This is a genomic window from Mesorhizobium sp. USDA 3734, assembly GCF_056279665.1.
Window position 1 is genome coordinate 6,609,933 of sequence record NZ_JBWCCW010000001.1, and the last position, 13,824, is coordinate 6,623,756.

At 63.5% G+C, this 13,824-nt stretch carries 14 protein-coding genes; 8 read left to right on the plus strand and 6 right to left on the minus strand.

What is annotated here, in order from left to right; all coding sequences use genetic code 11:
* Positions 1-402: 402 nt before the first annotated feature.
* On the plus strand, positions 403-1,161 hold the full coding sequence (locus ACZ89F_RS31615) for a LuxR C-terminal-related transcriptional regulator (RefSeq protein ID WP_476096084.1): 759 nt from the start codon (positions 403-405) through the stop codon (positions 1,159-1,161).
* A gap of 153 nt (positions 1,162-1,314) precedes the next feature.
* On the opposite strand, the gene ACZ89F_RS31620 is transcribed toward ACZ89F_RS31615, so the two are convergent.
* Both ACZ89F_RS31620 and ACZ89F_RS31625 read right to left on the minus strand, forming a co-directional pair.
* Entirely contained in the window at positions 1,315-1,491 is a 177-nt protein-coding gene (locus tag ACZ89F_RS31620; protein ID WP_476096085.1) for a transporter substrate-binding protein, read from the minus strand.
* 151 nt (positions 1,492-1,642) lie between these two features.
* Positions 1,643-2,512: a helix-turn-helix domain-containing protein gene (locus tag ACZ89F_RS31625; RefSeq protein ID WP_476096086.1), complete on the minus strand. Its 870-nt coding sequence runs from the start codon at positions 2,510-2,512 to the stop codon at positions 1,643-1,645.
* Between the two features lie 93 nt (positions 2,513-2,605).
* Between ACZ89F_RS31625 and ACZ89F_RS31630 the strand changes: the two genes are divergently transcribed.
* Both ACZ89F_RS31630 and ACZ89F_RS31635 read left to right on the plus strand, forming a co-directional pair.
* Positions 2,606-4,150, plus strand: coding sequence for a 4-hydroxyphenylacetate 3-hydroxylase N-terminal domain-containing protein (locus tag ACZ89F_RS31630; protein WP_476096087.1), 1,545 nt, complete (start codon positions 2,606-2,608; stop codon positions 4,148-4,150).
* 6 nt (positions 4,151-4,156) lie between these two features.
* A complete protein-coding gene (locus tag ACZ89F_RS31635; protein WP_476096088.1) occupies positions 4,157-4,666 on the plus strand; it encodes a flavin reductase in 510 nt (169 codons plus the stop codon).
* A 195-nt stretch (positions 4,667-4,861) separates the two neighbouring features.
* Here the strand turns inward: ACZ89F_RS31635 and hpaR are convergent, their stop codons facing one another.
* A complete protein-coding gene (hpaR, locus tag ACZ89F_RS31640) occupies positions 4,862-5,257 on the minus strand; it encodes a homoprotocatechuate degradation operon regulator HpaR (RefSeq protein WP_127276380.1) in 396 nt (131 codons plus the stop codon).
* Between the two features lie 222 nt (positions 5,258-5,479).
* Here hpaR and ACZ89F_RS31645 point away from each other — a divergent pair, with 222 nt between their 5' ends.
* From ACZ89F_RS31645 to hpaH, 5 genes are read left to right on the plus strand one after another with little or no spacing between them, the layout of a single operon-like run.
* Positions 5,480-5,866, plus strand: coding sequence for a 5-carboxymethyl-2-hydroxymuconate isomerase (locus ACZ89F_RS31645; RefSeq protein ID WP_476096089.1), 387 nt, complete (start codon positions 5,480-5,482; stop codon positions 5,864-5,866).
* 11 nt (positions 5,867-5,877) lie between these two features.
* Positions 5,878-7,395 (plus strand): 5-carboxymethyl-2-hydroxymuconate semialdehyde dehydrogenase, encoded by a 1,518-nt coding sequence (gene hpaE / locus ACZ89F_RS31650; protein WP_476096090.1) that lies wholly within the window; start codon positions 5,878-5,880, stop codon positions 7,393-7,395.
* Between the two features lie 14 nt (positions 7,396-7,409).
* Positions 7,410-8,390 (plus strand): 3,4-dihydroxyphenylacetate 2,3-dioxygenase, encoded by a 981-nt coding sequence (hpaD, locus tag ACZ89F_RS31655; protein WP_476096091.1) that lies wholly within the window; start codon positions 7,410-7,412, stop codon positions 8,388-8,390.
* Positions 8,391-8,415: 25 nt separating this feature from the next.
* Positions 8,416-9,291: a fumarylacetoacetate hydrolase family protein gene (locus ACZ89F_RS31660; protein ID WP_476096092.1), complete on the plus strand. Its 876-nt coding sequence runs from the start codon at positions 8,416-8,418 to the stop codon at positions 9,289-9,291.
* Positions 9,288-10,094 carry a 2-oxo-hept-4-ene-1,7-dioate hydratase gene (gene hpaH, locus ACZ89F_RS31665; protein WP_476096093.1) on the plus strand — a complete coding sequence of 269 codons (807 nt, stop codon included), beginning with the start codon at positions 9,288-9,290 and terminating at the stop codon, positions 10,092-10,094. Before ACZ89F_RS31660 ends, hpaH begins: the two co-directional genes overlap by 4 nt.
* Positions 10,095-10,124: 30 nt before the next feature.
* Here hpaH and ACZ89F_RS31670 read toward each other — a convergent pair whose 3' ends face one another.
* The 3 genes from ACZ89F_RS31670 to ACZ89F_RS31680 are packed head-to-tail and all read right to left on the minus strand — an operon-like array spanning position 10,125 to position 13,818.
* On the minus strand, positions 10,125-11,129 hold the full coding sequence (locus ACZ89F_RS31670) for a phosphotransferase enzyme family protein (protein WP_476096094.1): 1,005 nt from the start codon (positions 11,127-11,129) through the stop codon (positions 10,125-10,127).
* Positions 11,126-12,433, minus strand: a complete 1,308-nt coding sequence (locus ACZ89F_RS31675) for an aminotransferase class III-fold pyridoxal phosphate-dependent enzyme (protein ID WP_476096095.1) — start codon at positions 12,431-12,433, stop codon at positions 11,126-11,128. Before ACZ89F_RS31675 ends, ACZ89F_RS31670 begins: the two co-directional genes overlap by 4 nt.
* A gap of 35 nt (positions 12,434-12,468) precedes the next feature.
* The gene (locus tag ACZ89F_RS31680; RefSeq protein WP_476096096.1) at positions 12,469-13,818 is read right to left on the minus strand and encodes an aminotransferase class III-fold pyridoxal phosphate-dependent enzyme; all 1,350 of its coding nucleotides are present in this window, start codon (positions 13,816-13,818) and stop codon (positions 12,469-12,471) included.
* Positions 13,819-13,824: the final 6 nt, after the last annotated feature.

Here is a 13,824-nt window from a genome sequence, read left to right on the forward strand (position 1 = left end):
ATGAAGCCGACCGACCCTCCACGATCGATCATCGGCAAGACGAACATGAGGAAGATGGGGATGAACGGCAAGAGGCCATTGCGGATTCATGTCCAAAGCGACGCGCTTTGACGGCACAGTACGAGCCCCGGATGGAACACAAACATGTGAACCGCTCCTGCGGCACGGCGGTCGTCTTGAGTTGCCGGAGTCCCGGCGCGGCCGCGGGTGCGCTCTCCGCCGGGCAGTAACCGCCTCAAGCCTCGGTCGCGACGAGATGGCCGTTGCCGAAATCGACTCCGCCCAGTCGTGTGCTTTGTTTCACATACGTCTGCCTCGAATCCAAGTTTAGTCAGGAAGAGCTAAAACAGTGGAGTAGAGGCCAAGCCCCGCGGGGGCGAGATACGACAAAGGGGTGGAGTCATGCTAACAATTCAACCATATGAGACGGCTCAACAAAGCCTGTGCGCTTTTGATATCGATCCTGATAGCCCACCGCCATCCATAGCGGCGGATATCGAGATCGCCATTGTCGATGATCGACCGCTGATGTGCGACTGCCTGGCAAGGGGCCTGGCGGTTTTCGAACCAGCGTTTCGTTTCCAGCATTTCTCGAGCATCGAAGCCTTCGATGCGGCAAGCCTGGATGAGACCCAAAGCATCTCGACGGTGTTGATGTGCGTTATGTGGTCAAATTCCGAGGCGGACCACCATCTTGCCCGGATCGCCCATCTCAAGGCCACCAGACCTTCGGTGAATGCCATCATCCTGGCCGATATCGAAAATCTTGACGATATTCTCAAGGCGATCGAAAAAGGCGCGCGCGGCTATGTTCCGACGAGCGTCAGCTTGCAAGTTGCGGCCAAGGCCATTCATCTTGTCGCGGCAGGGGGAATTTTCATCCCACCGAGTGTCCTTTACCAATCGGCGCAAAACGCCAGGGACGGCCAGCAAACGATCAAGGCGCAGGACGACAATGTTTTTACGTCACGCCAGATCTCGGTCATCGAAGCCCTGCGTCGAGGAAAAGCGAACAAGATCATCGCCTACGAACTCAACATGTGCGAGAGCACGGTCAAGGTGCATGTCCGCAACATCATGAAAAAACTTCGCGCCCGGAATCGGACCGAGGTGGCTTACATCCTGAATACGGAGCCGTATCAGGGACTCATCCGGAATTGATCGCGACAGCCGCTTGCTCACCGCCGCCGACATCTCTTGGCGCCAGTTTCAACGGCGCCTCTCCGATCCTGCGGGTGGCGCTCGGGATCTCCTGGTCGAGGCGGGCGAAGCGGCTTCTTCGCTTGGCCGGATCGGGCACCGGCACGGCTTCGATCAGCGATCGGCGTTGCTTTGGGGATCGCGCTCGACCGGCACCAGCTCGATGCCTGAGTTGCGGTTGGCGTTGATGTCGGCAATCGCACGCATGGCGCCCATGCGACACGCATCGGAGACGAGTTGATAGCTGCCCGAGCGGGAATAGAGGATGCCGATCTCGATGCGCCGTTTCAAACACAACCCCAGAAATGACAATGCCCCGCAGCCAGCGCCGGAAGGGGCGAGGCATACGAGGCATATTTGCCGCCCGGCTATCAGAGCCGGTATTTTGTCCTGGCGTATTCGGTCCGGCTGGTCAGTCAAGCGGGAAAGTAAGGCAGTTGTATCAACCCTGCCGCAACTGCTTCCTCCGCCAGGCAGCCGGCGCGTCACCTGCCCGCGCGCGAAAGACCCTTGAGAAGTACGCCGGGTCGTCAAAGCCGATTTCGTAGGCGATGTCCTCAACCGTGCGCACGGTGAACAGCAGCAGCCGCTTGGCCTCCAGCAGCCGCCGTTCGCTGACGACCCGCTTGACGCCGCTGCCCAGCACCGCGCGGGCAGCCTTGTCGAGAAGATGCGGCGTGGTGGCCAAAGCCTCGACGTAGCGGTCGACCGGCCAGTTATCGCGGAAATGCGCATCAGCAAGCCGACGCAGGCCGAGCGCCAGCGAAGCGTCGGAGGTGGTGGTGGCGGCGGTCACGCCGGGCCTGAGGCGCGCGATGTGGGATAGCGCGACGGCGATCAGCGCCGGCAGGACCCTGTCATTGCCGGCTTGCGTCTCGGCGTATTCGGCGGCGATCATCTCCAGCACCGCCGCCAATCTCGTCCACGCAGCGTGTTGCGGCAGACCGTCGGCAAAGACCGGCCTGTCCAGCGGCAGCAGGCTGTGACCGGCGATTGCCGCGAGCGCGCCGTCGGCGACCGAGACCACGATGGCGTCGGTGCCGGGTCCGATCGAGAAGCCATGCACGACATTGCTCGGCACGAAGCTGACGGCGGGCGCCGAAAAGTCCCAGGACCGGTCTTCTATGCGGTAGGTGCCGGAGCCGCTGGTCCAGTAAGTGATCTGGCCCATCTGCGGATGTTTGTGCGCTGCGACCTGGCCAAGATGGATGTTGCTGCGTGCAAGCACCGTCTCGACATGCAGGAAGCCGACATCGAGCGGCCGCACCGGCTCGCCATAGACGAAGAAGTCGGGGATGGAATTCTGGCTCATGGCGCCGGAAAAAGTCCAATCGGTTTTGCCGTTCCGTCCATAACCGATCCCTGGTCCAAGCGCTACACTTGTCGCCGCAAGAGGAGGACCATCATGCGATCAGAAGACTTCCGCGCCGACAAGGGACGCCCGTTCACCGGGGCCGAGTATCTGGAGAGCCTGCGCGACGGGCGCGAGGTCTATATCAATGGCGAACGTATTGCCGACGTCACCACACACCCTTCGATGCGCAATTCGGCACGGTCGCTGGCGCGCCTCTACGACGCCCTGCACGACGCCAAGCGGCGGGACACGCTGACCTCGCCGACCGACACCGGCTCGGGCGGCTACACCCACAAATATTTCCGCGTTGCCAAATCTTCCGCCGAGCTTGTCGCCCAGCAGACGGCAATCGCCGAGTGGTCGCGCATGTCCTATGGCTGGATGGGGCGCACGCCCGACTACAAGGCGGCGCTGATGAACACGCTCGGCGCCAATGCCGACTGGTACGGGCCGTTCAAGGACAACGCTCTATCCTGGCACAAACGCGCCCAGGAAGCGGCGCTGTTCATGAACCACGCCATCGTCAACCCGCCGATCGACCGCCACAAGCCGGCCGAGCAGGTGAAGGATGTCTTCGTCCACATCACCAAAGAGACGGACGCCGGCATCCATGTCTCCGGCGCCAAGGTGGTGGCGACGTCCTCGGCGCTGACCCACTACAATTTCCTGGCACAGGGATCGGCGACGGTCACCGAGGATCCGTCGCTGTCGGTGATGTTCATCGTGCCGATGAACGCGCCGGGGATAAAGATGTTCTGCCGCGTCTCCTACGAGCAGACGGCCAACACGGTGGCCGCACCCTTCGACTATCCGTTGTCGTCGCGCTTCGACGAGAACGACGCGATCCTGGTGCTCGACAATGTCTTCATCCCCTGGGAGGACGTGCTGGTGCTGCGCGACGCGCAAAAAATCCTGTCCTTCCACCCGGCGTCGGGCTTCATGCACGGCTACTGTTTTCAGGGCTGTACGCGCTTCGCTGTCAAGCTCGACTTCCTCGCCGGCCTGCTGGCCAAGGCGCTGCGTGCCACCGGCGGCGATGCCTTCCGCGGCAACCAGGCGGCGCTGGGCGAGGTCATCGCGCTCAGGCACATGTTCTGGAGTTTTTCCAACGCCATGGCCTACAACCCGATCCCGTGGGCGAATGGCGCGGTGCTGCCCAATCTGGAAGCAGCACTGGCCTATCGGACTTTCATGTCGGAAGCCTATCCGCGCGTCATCGACACCGTGCGCCGGGTGATCGCCTCGGGGCTGATCTACCTGCCGTCGTCGGTGCGCGACTTCAACAATCCCGAGATCGACAAGTACCTGGCGCAATATGTGCGCGGCTCCAACGATATGGGCCACATCGAGCGCATCAAGATCATGAAGCTGTTGTGGGACGCGACCGGCACCGAGTTCGGCGGCCGCCACGCGCTCTACGAGTTGAATTATGCCGGCGCGCCGGAAGAGGTGCGGCTGCAGGTGCTGAAGGGGGCTGAGCGCGGCGGGCCGTTGAAGGCGATGGAAGAGCTCGTCGACACCTGCATGGCCGACTATGACGAAAACGGCTGGACGGGCGATGCCTGGCTCAATCCGCTTGTCTCGACGGCCGAGTGAAATCAGATGGCCACGCAGATTTCGAAAGCCGATTTCCGCGACGCCATGGCGAGGGTCTGCGCACCGGTCAACATCATCACCACCGACGGGCCGGCGGGACGCGGCGGCTTTACCGCCACCGCCATGTGCAGCGTCTCCGACGAGCCGCCGACGCTGCTCGTCTGCATGAACGGGCGCTCGACACAGGCCGCCATGTTCCTGTCCAACCGGCGCTTCTGCGTCAACGTGCTGACGCATGACCACATGCATTTGGCGGGAAAGTTCGCGGGCGCGACCAGGGACATGGAGGCGCGCTACTCCTCAGCGCGCTGGCAGACGCTGACCTCCGGCACGCCGGCGCTGTCGGATGCGATCGTCAACTTCGATTGCGAGATCGAGACTGTGCATGTGGTCGGCTCGCACAATGTCATGATCGGCCGCGTCATCGATGTCCGGCACGGCAGCGGTGGCTCGGCCCTGCTTTACGTCGACCGCAATTATACGCAGCCGACGCGGCTTGGCAGCTTTGGCGGGTGAGGGCAATTGATGGCGCCGACAGGGGATGGAGGCGAAGCCTTCCCAACGTCGTCATCCACGGGCGAAGCAGGAGCGAAGCTCCGTCGCGGAGACCCGAGGATGACGAAGTGATCGATGTTTCCGCCAATCTCCAAGGCATGCGGTCAGTCAACGCAGACGACCAGTCAAAACCTTCGCGCCGAGGATCGAAAAGCCTCAGCTCTCGCCATCAATCAGCGTCTCCAGCAGGTCAAGCAACTGCTCAAGCTTTTCGTGGCCGAAGCGCTGTTCGATGTCGTCATAGATGACGCGACGCTCGGGCGACAGGGCGTCGATCAAAGCGGAACCGGCAGGCGCAATGGTCAGCACGACGCGGCGGCCGTCGCCTTCCGCCTTGTTGCGGGTGATGAATTTGCGTCCCTCGAGCGCCTTGATGATGCGCGTCAGGCTGGGCGGCAAAACCGACGCGCGATCGGCAAGCTCTGTTGCCTCGACCGGGCCGGCTTCGCTCAACACACGCAGCACGCGCCATTGCTGTTCGGTCACGTCATGCGCCGCAAGCATCGGGCGAAACCGCGCCATCACCGCTTCGCGGGCGTGAAGGAGAGCCATTGGCAGGGAACGACGGGTGTTTTCAGGCAGCAAGAAAAAGAGCCTCCCACGCTGGCGTGCGATCGAAACCAGGCCTTCTCTCAGCCGAATCCACCCGCCAAGGCCCGTTCCTGCCATCCCCGTATCGTTGCGCCAAGCCCGATGCAAGACTTGACTTCGCGGATATCGCATGTAATTAACGCGTTAACTACAACAAAGCAATAACCCAGGGAACGAAGCGCCGTGCCTCACTTCTCCATCGAGTATTCGGCCAATCTCGATGCCAAGGTCGATATGGGCGAATTGTGCGCGCTGGTGTTGCGCACCGTGCTGGAGACCGGGCTGTTCGAGACCGGCGCCGTGCGGGTGCGGGCCTTTCGCGCCGAGGCCTATGCCCTTGCCGACGGCCTGCCGGAAAACGCCTTTCTCGACATGTCGTTTCGCATCGGCACCGGCCGCAGCCCTGACGAAAAGAAGCGGACCGGCGAGGCCGTCTTCGCGGCGGTGAGCGACTATCTGGCCGCGCTGTTCGAGACCCCGCATTTCGCTTTGTCGCTCGAGATCCGGGAAATCGACCCGGTGCTGAGCTGGAAGAAAAACGCAATCCACCCGCGGCTGCGCGGCAAGTGACGGAACCCGATATGTCCGACCTGCAAGGCAATCTGAACAAGGCCGAGGCCTATCTGGCCCGCTTCAAGCGCGATGGCGTGTTGAACCAGATCGGCGGCGAGGCGGTGCCGGCGCTCGACGGCGCGACGTTCGAAACGCTGTCGCCGGTCGACCTCAAGCCACTAGCCAAGGTCGCGCGTGGCGGAGCCGCCGACATCGACCGCGCCGCCAAGGCGGCCAAGGCGGCGTTCCCGGCCTGGGCCGCGATGCCTGGCGAAGCGCGCAAGAAGCTGCTGCACAAAATCGCCGACGCGATCGAAGCGCGCGCCGAGGAGATCGCCTTCGTCGAATGCATGGATACCGGCCAGGCGCTGAAGTTCATGGCCAAGGCGGCGTTGCGGGGTGCCGAGAATTTCCGCTTCTTCGCCGACCGGGCGCCCGAAGCGCGCGACGGCGAGACGCTTCGGACATCTGGCCAGGTCAACCTGACCACACGGGTGCCGATCGGCCCGGTCGGCATCATCACGCCGTGGAACACGCCGTTCATGCTGTCGACCTGGAAGATCGCACCGGCGCTGGCGGCCGGCTGCACCGTGGTTCATAAGCCGGCTGAATTCTCACCGCTGACCGCCCGCCTGCTGGTCGAGATCGCCGAGGAAGCCGGCCTGCCGAAAGGTGTATGGAACCTGGTCAACGGCCTGGGTGAAGATGCCGGCAAGGCGCTGACCGAGCATCCCGACATCAAGGCGATCGGCTTTGTCGGCGAAAGCCGTACCGGCTCGATGATCATGAAGCAGGGGGCCGACACGCTGAAGCGCGTGCATTTCGAGCTTGGCGGCAAGAACCCGGTGATCGTCTTTGCCGACGCCGATCTCGAGCGCGCCGCCGACGCCGCCGTGTTCATGATCTATTCGTTGAACGGCGAACGCTGCACCTCGTCGTCGCGCCTGCTGGTCGAAACCTCGGTCTATGAGCGCTTCACCGCCAAAATTGCCGAGAAGGCAAAGCGCATCGTCGTCGGTCACCCGCTCGATCCGAAAACGGTGGTAGGGCCGCTGATCCATCCGGTGCATGAAAAGAAGGTGCTTTCCTATATCGACATCGGCAGGTCGGAGGGCGCGACGCTCGCCGTCGGCGGCGGCAAGGTCGATGGGCCGGGCGGCGGCTGCTATGTCGGCCCGACGCTGTTCACCAACGTTACCAACGGCATGCGGATCGCGCAGGAGGAGATTTTCGGGCCGGTGCTGAGCGCCATTCCGTTCAAAGACGAGGCCGAGGCACTGGCACTGGCCAACGACACGCAATACGGCCTGACCGGCTATCTCTGGACCTCGGATGTCACCCGCGCGTTTCGCTTCACCGACGCGCTGGATGCCGGCATGATCTGGGTCAATTCCGAGAATGTGCGCCATTTGCCGACCCCGTTCGGCGGCGTCAAGAATTCCGGCATCGGCCGCGACGGCGGCGACCATTCCTTCGATTTCTACATGGAGACGAAGAACGTAGCCTTTGCGACGACGGCGCACGCGATCCAGAAACTCGGCGGCTGACCGGAGGAAATCAGATGCCCTTGCCCAAGCCCAATCTCTACCCCGGCTTCAACATCGTGCGCCTCAGCCATGTCGAGCTGGCCGTCACCGACCTCGCCAAATCCCGCGCCTTCTATGTCGATACGCTCGGCCTGCAGGTCACCGACGAGACATCGGACACCATCTATCTCAGGGCACTGGAGGAGCGCGGGCACCATTGCATCGTGCTGAAGAAAGCCGGCGCCGCCGAGGCGCGCGACCTCGGCTTCAAGGTCTTCTCGGACGAGGACCTCGACAAGGCGGTGCATTTCTTCAAGGGTGAAGGCCTGCCGGTGGAATGGGTCGAGCGGCCCTACCAGTCGCGCACCTTCCGCACGCGCGATCCGCACGGCATTCCGCTGGAATTCTACGCCCAGATGGAACGATTGCCACCGATCCACCAGAAGTATGTGCTCTACAAGGGCGTCAAGCCGCTGCGCATCGACCACTTCAACTGCTTCTCGCCCAATGTCGACGAGTCCGTCGCCTTCTACAACGAGCTCGGCTTCCGGGTGACCGAATACACCGAGGATGCTGCAACCGGAAAGCTGTGGGCGGCGTGGACGCACCGCAAGGGCGGCGTGCACGACATCGCCTTCACCAACGGCATCGGACCACGCCTGCACCACGTCGCCTTCTGGGTGCCGACGCCGCTCAACATCATCGACCTGCTCGATCTGATGGCGACGACCGGTTATCTCGCAAACATCGAACGCGGCCCCGGCCGGCACGGCATCTCCAATGCCTTCTTCCTGTATGTCCGTGATCCGGACAACCACCGCATCGAGATCTACTGTTCGGATTACCAGACCGTCGATCCGGACCTGGAGCCGATCAAGTGGGATCTCAAGGACCCGCAGCGGCAGACGCTGTGGGGCGCGCCGGCGCCGAAAAGCTGGTTCGAGGAAGGCAGCTCGTTTGCCGGCGCCACCGCGCGCCAGCCGGATTTGACGGCATCGCCGATCATTGCGCCGTGACGATGGACCTTACGAGGAAACCCGGATGACTGGACATAGGCGGCTCGCCACCTTCACCGTCGGCGGCAAGGCGCGCTATGGCGCGGTGACCGGCAAGGGCGTCGTCGACCTGTCGGCGCGCCACGGCCAATGGCCGACGCTGCGCGAAGTGATCGAGGCTGGCGCCTTGCTGCGACTTACGGAAGAGGCGGAGGCCTTCGCCGCCGATTTCCCGCTCGACGCCATCGCCTACGAGATTCCCATTCCGTCACCGGAAAAGATCATCTGCGTCGGCGTCAACTACCCGGACCGCAACGAGGAGTACAAGGACGGCCAGGCGGCGCCCTCCAATCCGTCGCTGTTCGTCCGCTTTCCCCGCTCGTTCGTCGGCCATGGCGCGCCGCTGGTGCGGCCGCCGGAATCCCCGCAGCTCGACTATGAGGGTGAAATCGTCATCGTCATCGGCAAGGCCGGCCGGCGCATTGCCGAGGCCGACGCGCTCGGCCATATCGCGGCGCTGTCGTTGTGCAATGAGGGCACCATCCGCGACTGGGTGCGGCATGCCAAGTTCAACGTCACGCAAGGCAAGAATTTCGACCGCAGCGGCTCGATCGGCCCTTGGCTGGTGCCGTTCATAGATGAGGCGCAGATCGCCGACATCGCGCTGACCACCCGCGTCAACGGCGAGTTGCGCCAGCAGGATCGCACCAGCCGGATGATCTTCTCGTTCCGCAAGATTATCGCCTATGTCTCGACCTTCACCACGCTGGTGCCGGGCGATATCATCATCACGGGCACGCCGACGGGTGCAGGCGCCCGTTTCGAGCCGCCGATCTGGCTGAAGCCGGGCGATGTGATCGAGGTGGAGGCCGACGGCATCGGCGTGCTCAGAAACGGTGTCGTCGACGAGGCAGTGCAATGACCCCGGAGCAAGTGGAAGACGCCGCGGCAAGATTGTTCGAGGCCGAACGCTCGCGCCGCCAGATCCGTCTGCTCAGCCTCGATTACCCGCAAGCGACCATGGAGGACGCCTATTGCGTGCAGGCAGCGCTGGTGACGCGCAAGATCGATGCCGGGCTGAAACCGAAGGGCTGGAAGATCGGGCTGACCTCCAAGGCAATGCAATATGCGCTCGCCATCGACACGCCGGATTCGGGGGTGCTGTTCGACGACATGTTCTTCAACGACGGCGCGACGGTTCGGGCCGGCCGCTTCATCCAGCCGCGCGTCGAGGCGGAGATCGCCTTCGTCATGAAGGCGCCGCTCAAGGGCCCCGGCGTGACGATCTTCGACGTGCTCAACGCCACCGACTACATCACGCCGGCGCTCGAAATCCTCGATACGCGGATCGAGCGCGTTAATGCGGAGACGAAGAAAGTACGCACCTTCTTCGACACGATTTCCGACAACGCCGCCAATGCCGGCATCGTCATCGGCGGCCGGCCGCAGCGGCCCGATGAGGCCGACATGCGCTGGATCGGCGCCATCGTTTCGCGCAACGCCGAGGTCGAGGAAACCGGACTCGGCGCCGGCGTGCTCAACCATCCGGCGATGGGCATTGCCTGGCTGGCCGACAGGCTCGCCCGCTACGGCATGTCGATCGCGGCAGGTGAGGTTGTTTTGTCCGGGTCGTTCGTGCGACCGGTCGAGGCGCGGCCCGGCGACACCATCGTCGCCGATTTCGGCAGTTCGGGAACCGTCAGCATCCATTTCGCAAAGAGCTGACGGTTCTATCGTCAGCCCGGACAGCAGTCCTTATTCTCCTCGCAGATAGGCAATCACCACATCGGCTGCGATGGCCGACATGCGCATGCCGACATCCCTGGTGATGTCGCCTTCGACACGGCTCTGCACCCAGCCGAGGAAGGCGAAGGCCCGCAAGGCCGAAAACAGCGGCAGCGCGGTGATGTCCTGCGCGGTCAGCGCCCGCGCCTGCCGATAGCCGTCGAGCAGTGCGGCCTCGATCAGCGGGTAGATCGGCTCTTCGCGATTCTGGTACAGCGCAACGGCAAGGTCGTACATGTGCCAGCCATAGCCGCAATCGTCGAAGTCGATGATGCGGATCGCACCGTCATGGACGAGCACATTTTCGCGCACCAGATCGGCGTGGATGATGCCGAAATTGCGGGCACTGCTTTCATGCTCCGACAGCGCCTTCACGGCCTTTTCGCGTGCCTGGAAAACCAGCTCGCGGCGGGAACCGTCGAGGAAGGGCGAGGTCTCGAAACGGCCCCAGGTCGGGTTTGCGCCGAAGAAGCCGTCAAAATCCCAGGCATGGCGGGCAAAGCCGGGCGGAGGCGCCCAGGTAGACGTGACATTGTGCATGTGGGCGATGGTTCGCCCTATCGCCGTGAAGACCTGTCTTGCCTGCTCGGGCGTAAAATCCAGCGGTATGCCTCGTGCCCCGACGGCGCGGCCTTCCAGCCACCTCAGGCAATCGGCCTGCCGGGGCTGCGTCGACGTGGCGGTGCTGACGAGCACGAACAGGTCGCCGGCCGGCGTGGCGATGCCGGCGGATTGCAAAAAACCCATCCATTGCAGTTCCGAGCGCAGCGCAGCGTCGGAGTGATAGCCAAGCCGGTGAATGCGCATGGCGGCCGGCTGGCCTGTCGGCAAGATGACGCGAAACACCGCGTTCTCGCGGTATTTCAACAGCTCCGGCTCACCCTCATGAATGCCCCAATGTTCGAGCGCGCGCCTGGCAAGCGCGGTGACATCCGCTTCCGTCTCGGGCTCGGATTGCGTGGAAACAGCGTTCACGCCTTCACTCCGCCGACTTCACCCAGCACCTCGTCGAGCAGGCCGATCAGGAAGTCGGCATTGTCGCGGGAAAACGGCATCGGCGGGCGGATTTTCAGCACATTGCCGTGGATGCCGGTCTTGCCCATCAGCACGCCGCGACGGCGCATGCCGTTGGCGACCCGCTCGGCAATGTCGGGCGCCGGTTCGCGCGTCTCACGATCGTGAACCAGCTCGGCGCCGAAGAACAGGCCCGCGCCCCTGACCTCGCCGATGCATTCATGGCGCTGGGCCAGCGGGCGCAGCAGCCAAAGCGCATAGGCGCCGACATCGCGTGCGTTGGCGACGAGATTTTCCTGTTCGATGACGTCGAGGACGGCATTCGCCACCGCGCAGGAGACAGGGTTGCCGCCAAAGGTGTTGAAATAGCGGAAGGCGTTGCGGAAGGTCGCCAGGATCTCCCTTGATGTGACCACGGCGGCGACCGGATGGCCGTTGCCCATCGGCTTGCCCATGGTGACGATGTCGGGAACGAAACCGGCGCGCTGGTGGCCCCAGAAATGGCTGCCGGTGCGGCCGAACCCCGGCTGCACCTCATCGGCGATGACCAGTCCGCCCGCCTCGCGCACCGCCGCTAAGGCGTCGTCGAAAAATCCGCTTGGAAGAGTAGGAAAACCTTCATTGGCGAGCAGCGGGCAAAGGATGATGCCGGACAGGCCGATGCCGTCCTTTTCCAGCGAGGCGATGGCTTCGCGCACCGCGTCGCCAAAAGCCTTGCCATTCGCCATCGTATCCGGGTGGCGAAACCTATCGGGCGCCGGCACCAGCCTGACATTGCGGGCGCGGCCGCCGACCGGCGGCATGCGGGTGCTGAGCTGCGAAACCGCCGTGGTGTTGCCGTGATAGGTGGCGTCGGTGGCGATGATGCCTATGCGGCCGGTCGCTGCCTGCGCCATGCGCAGCGCGATGTCATTGGCCTCGCTGCCGGTGCAGGTCAGGATGGCGGTGGACAGGCCAGCGTCGAAGGTGGCCGTCAACCGCTCGACATAGTTGAGGATGGCGGTGTGCAGATAGCGCGTGTGGGTGTTGAGCAGGCTGGCCTGCCGGCACAGGGCCTCGACCACATGCGGGTGGCAGTGGCCGACATGGGCGACATTGTTGTAGGCGTCGAGATATTTGCGGCGGTCGGCATCGTAGAGCCAGACGCCTTTGCCGCGCACCAGATGCACGGGCTCGTCATAGAACAATTGCGATTTCGCACCGAGCAGGCGAGAACGCCGGCTAACCAGCGCTTCCTCGCCCATTTTTTCCTGCGATTGGGGCATCTGTGTCCTAAAACTCCATTGTAAAAGCAGACCCGTCAGACCTTCGACAAGCCGGCATCGAGCGCTTCGCCGATCTTCGTCACATCGGCGGCGCTGATGATGAGCGGCGGCGACAGGATGATGGTGTTGCCGGACACGCGCAGCATGACGCCGGCTTCGTAGGCCGCTTCCGAAACCACGGCCATGGTCTTCTTGTCGGCCGGCTTCTTGGTGGCGCGGTCCGAGACCAGTTCCAGCGCCGCCATCAGGCCCTTGTACCTGACATCACCGACGATCGCATGCTTGGCCTTCAACCCTTCCAGCACGGCCGCGAGTTCGACACCACGCGCGGCCGCGTTCTCGTTCAGGCGCAGCCGTTTGGTCTCGGCAAGCGCCGCAAGACCTGCCGCGCAGCCGACCGGATGGCCGGAATAGGTATAGCCATGGCCGATGGCGCCGAAGCTGGTCTTGTCGGCCTCGAAGACGTCCGCGACCTTGGCGCCGATCAAGGTCGCGCCGAGCGGGAAATAGCCTGACGTGATCGCCTTGGCGATGGTCATGAAATCCGGCTTCACACCGGACAGACGCGAACCCGACCATGCGCCGGTGCGGCCGAAGCCTGTGACCACTTCGTCGGCGATCAGCAGGATCTCGTGGCGGTCGCAGATCTCGCGCACCAGCGGCATGAAGCTCTCATGCGGAACGATGACGCCGCCGGCACCGAGCACCGGCTCCATGATGAAAGCGGCGATTGTGTCGCCGCCCTGGAAGGCGATCTCGTCCTCCAGCGCCCTGGCGCACAACTTCGCCAGCCGCACCGGGTCGGTCTCGTCGAACGGGTTGCGGAAGGTCCAGGGTGCCGGGATGTGAAAGACACCAGGCAGCAGCGGCTCGTAGTTGCGGCGGAAATTGGCGTTGCCGTTGACCGACGCGCCACCGAAATGCGTGCCGTGATAGCCCTTCTTCAGGGCAAGGAACTTGGTGCGATCGGCCTGGCCGCGGATCTTCCAGTATTGCCTGGCCAGCCGAAGTGCGGTTTCGACCGAATCCGAGCCGCCCGAGGTGAAGAAGGTCCGCACCATGCCTTCCGGCTCGAACCATTCAGCGAGTTCATAGGCGAGCTCGATCGACGGGCCGGTCGAGGTGCCGCGAAAGCCGGAATAGTAGGGCAGCGCGCCGAGCTGGTCGGCGATCGCCTTCTTGATCGGATCGCTGCTGTAGCCGAGATTGACGTTCCACAGGCCGCCGACGGCGTCGAGCACGGTGTTGCCCGCGATGTCGGTGACCATCACGCCCTCGCCCTTCATGATCACCTTTGGCGGGTTGGCCCGCATCTCGGCCGGATGCGCCATCGGGTGCCAGATCGGCTTGGCATTCGTCTCGGTGAGGAAATTGATGTCGCGCATGGCAGG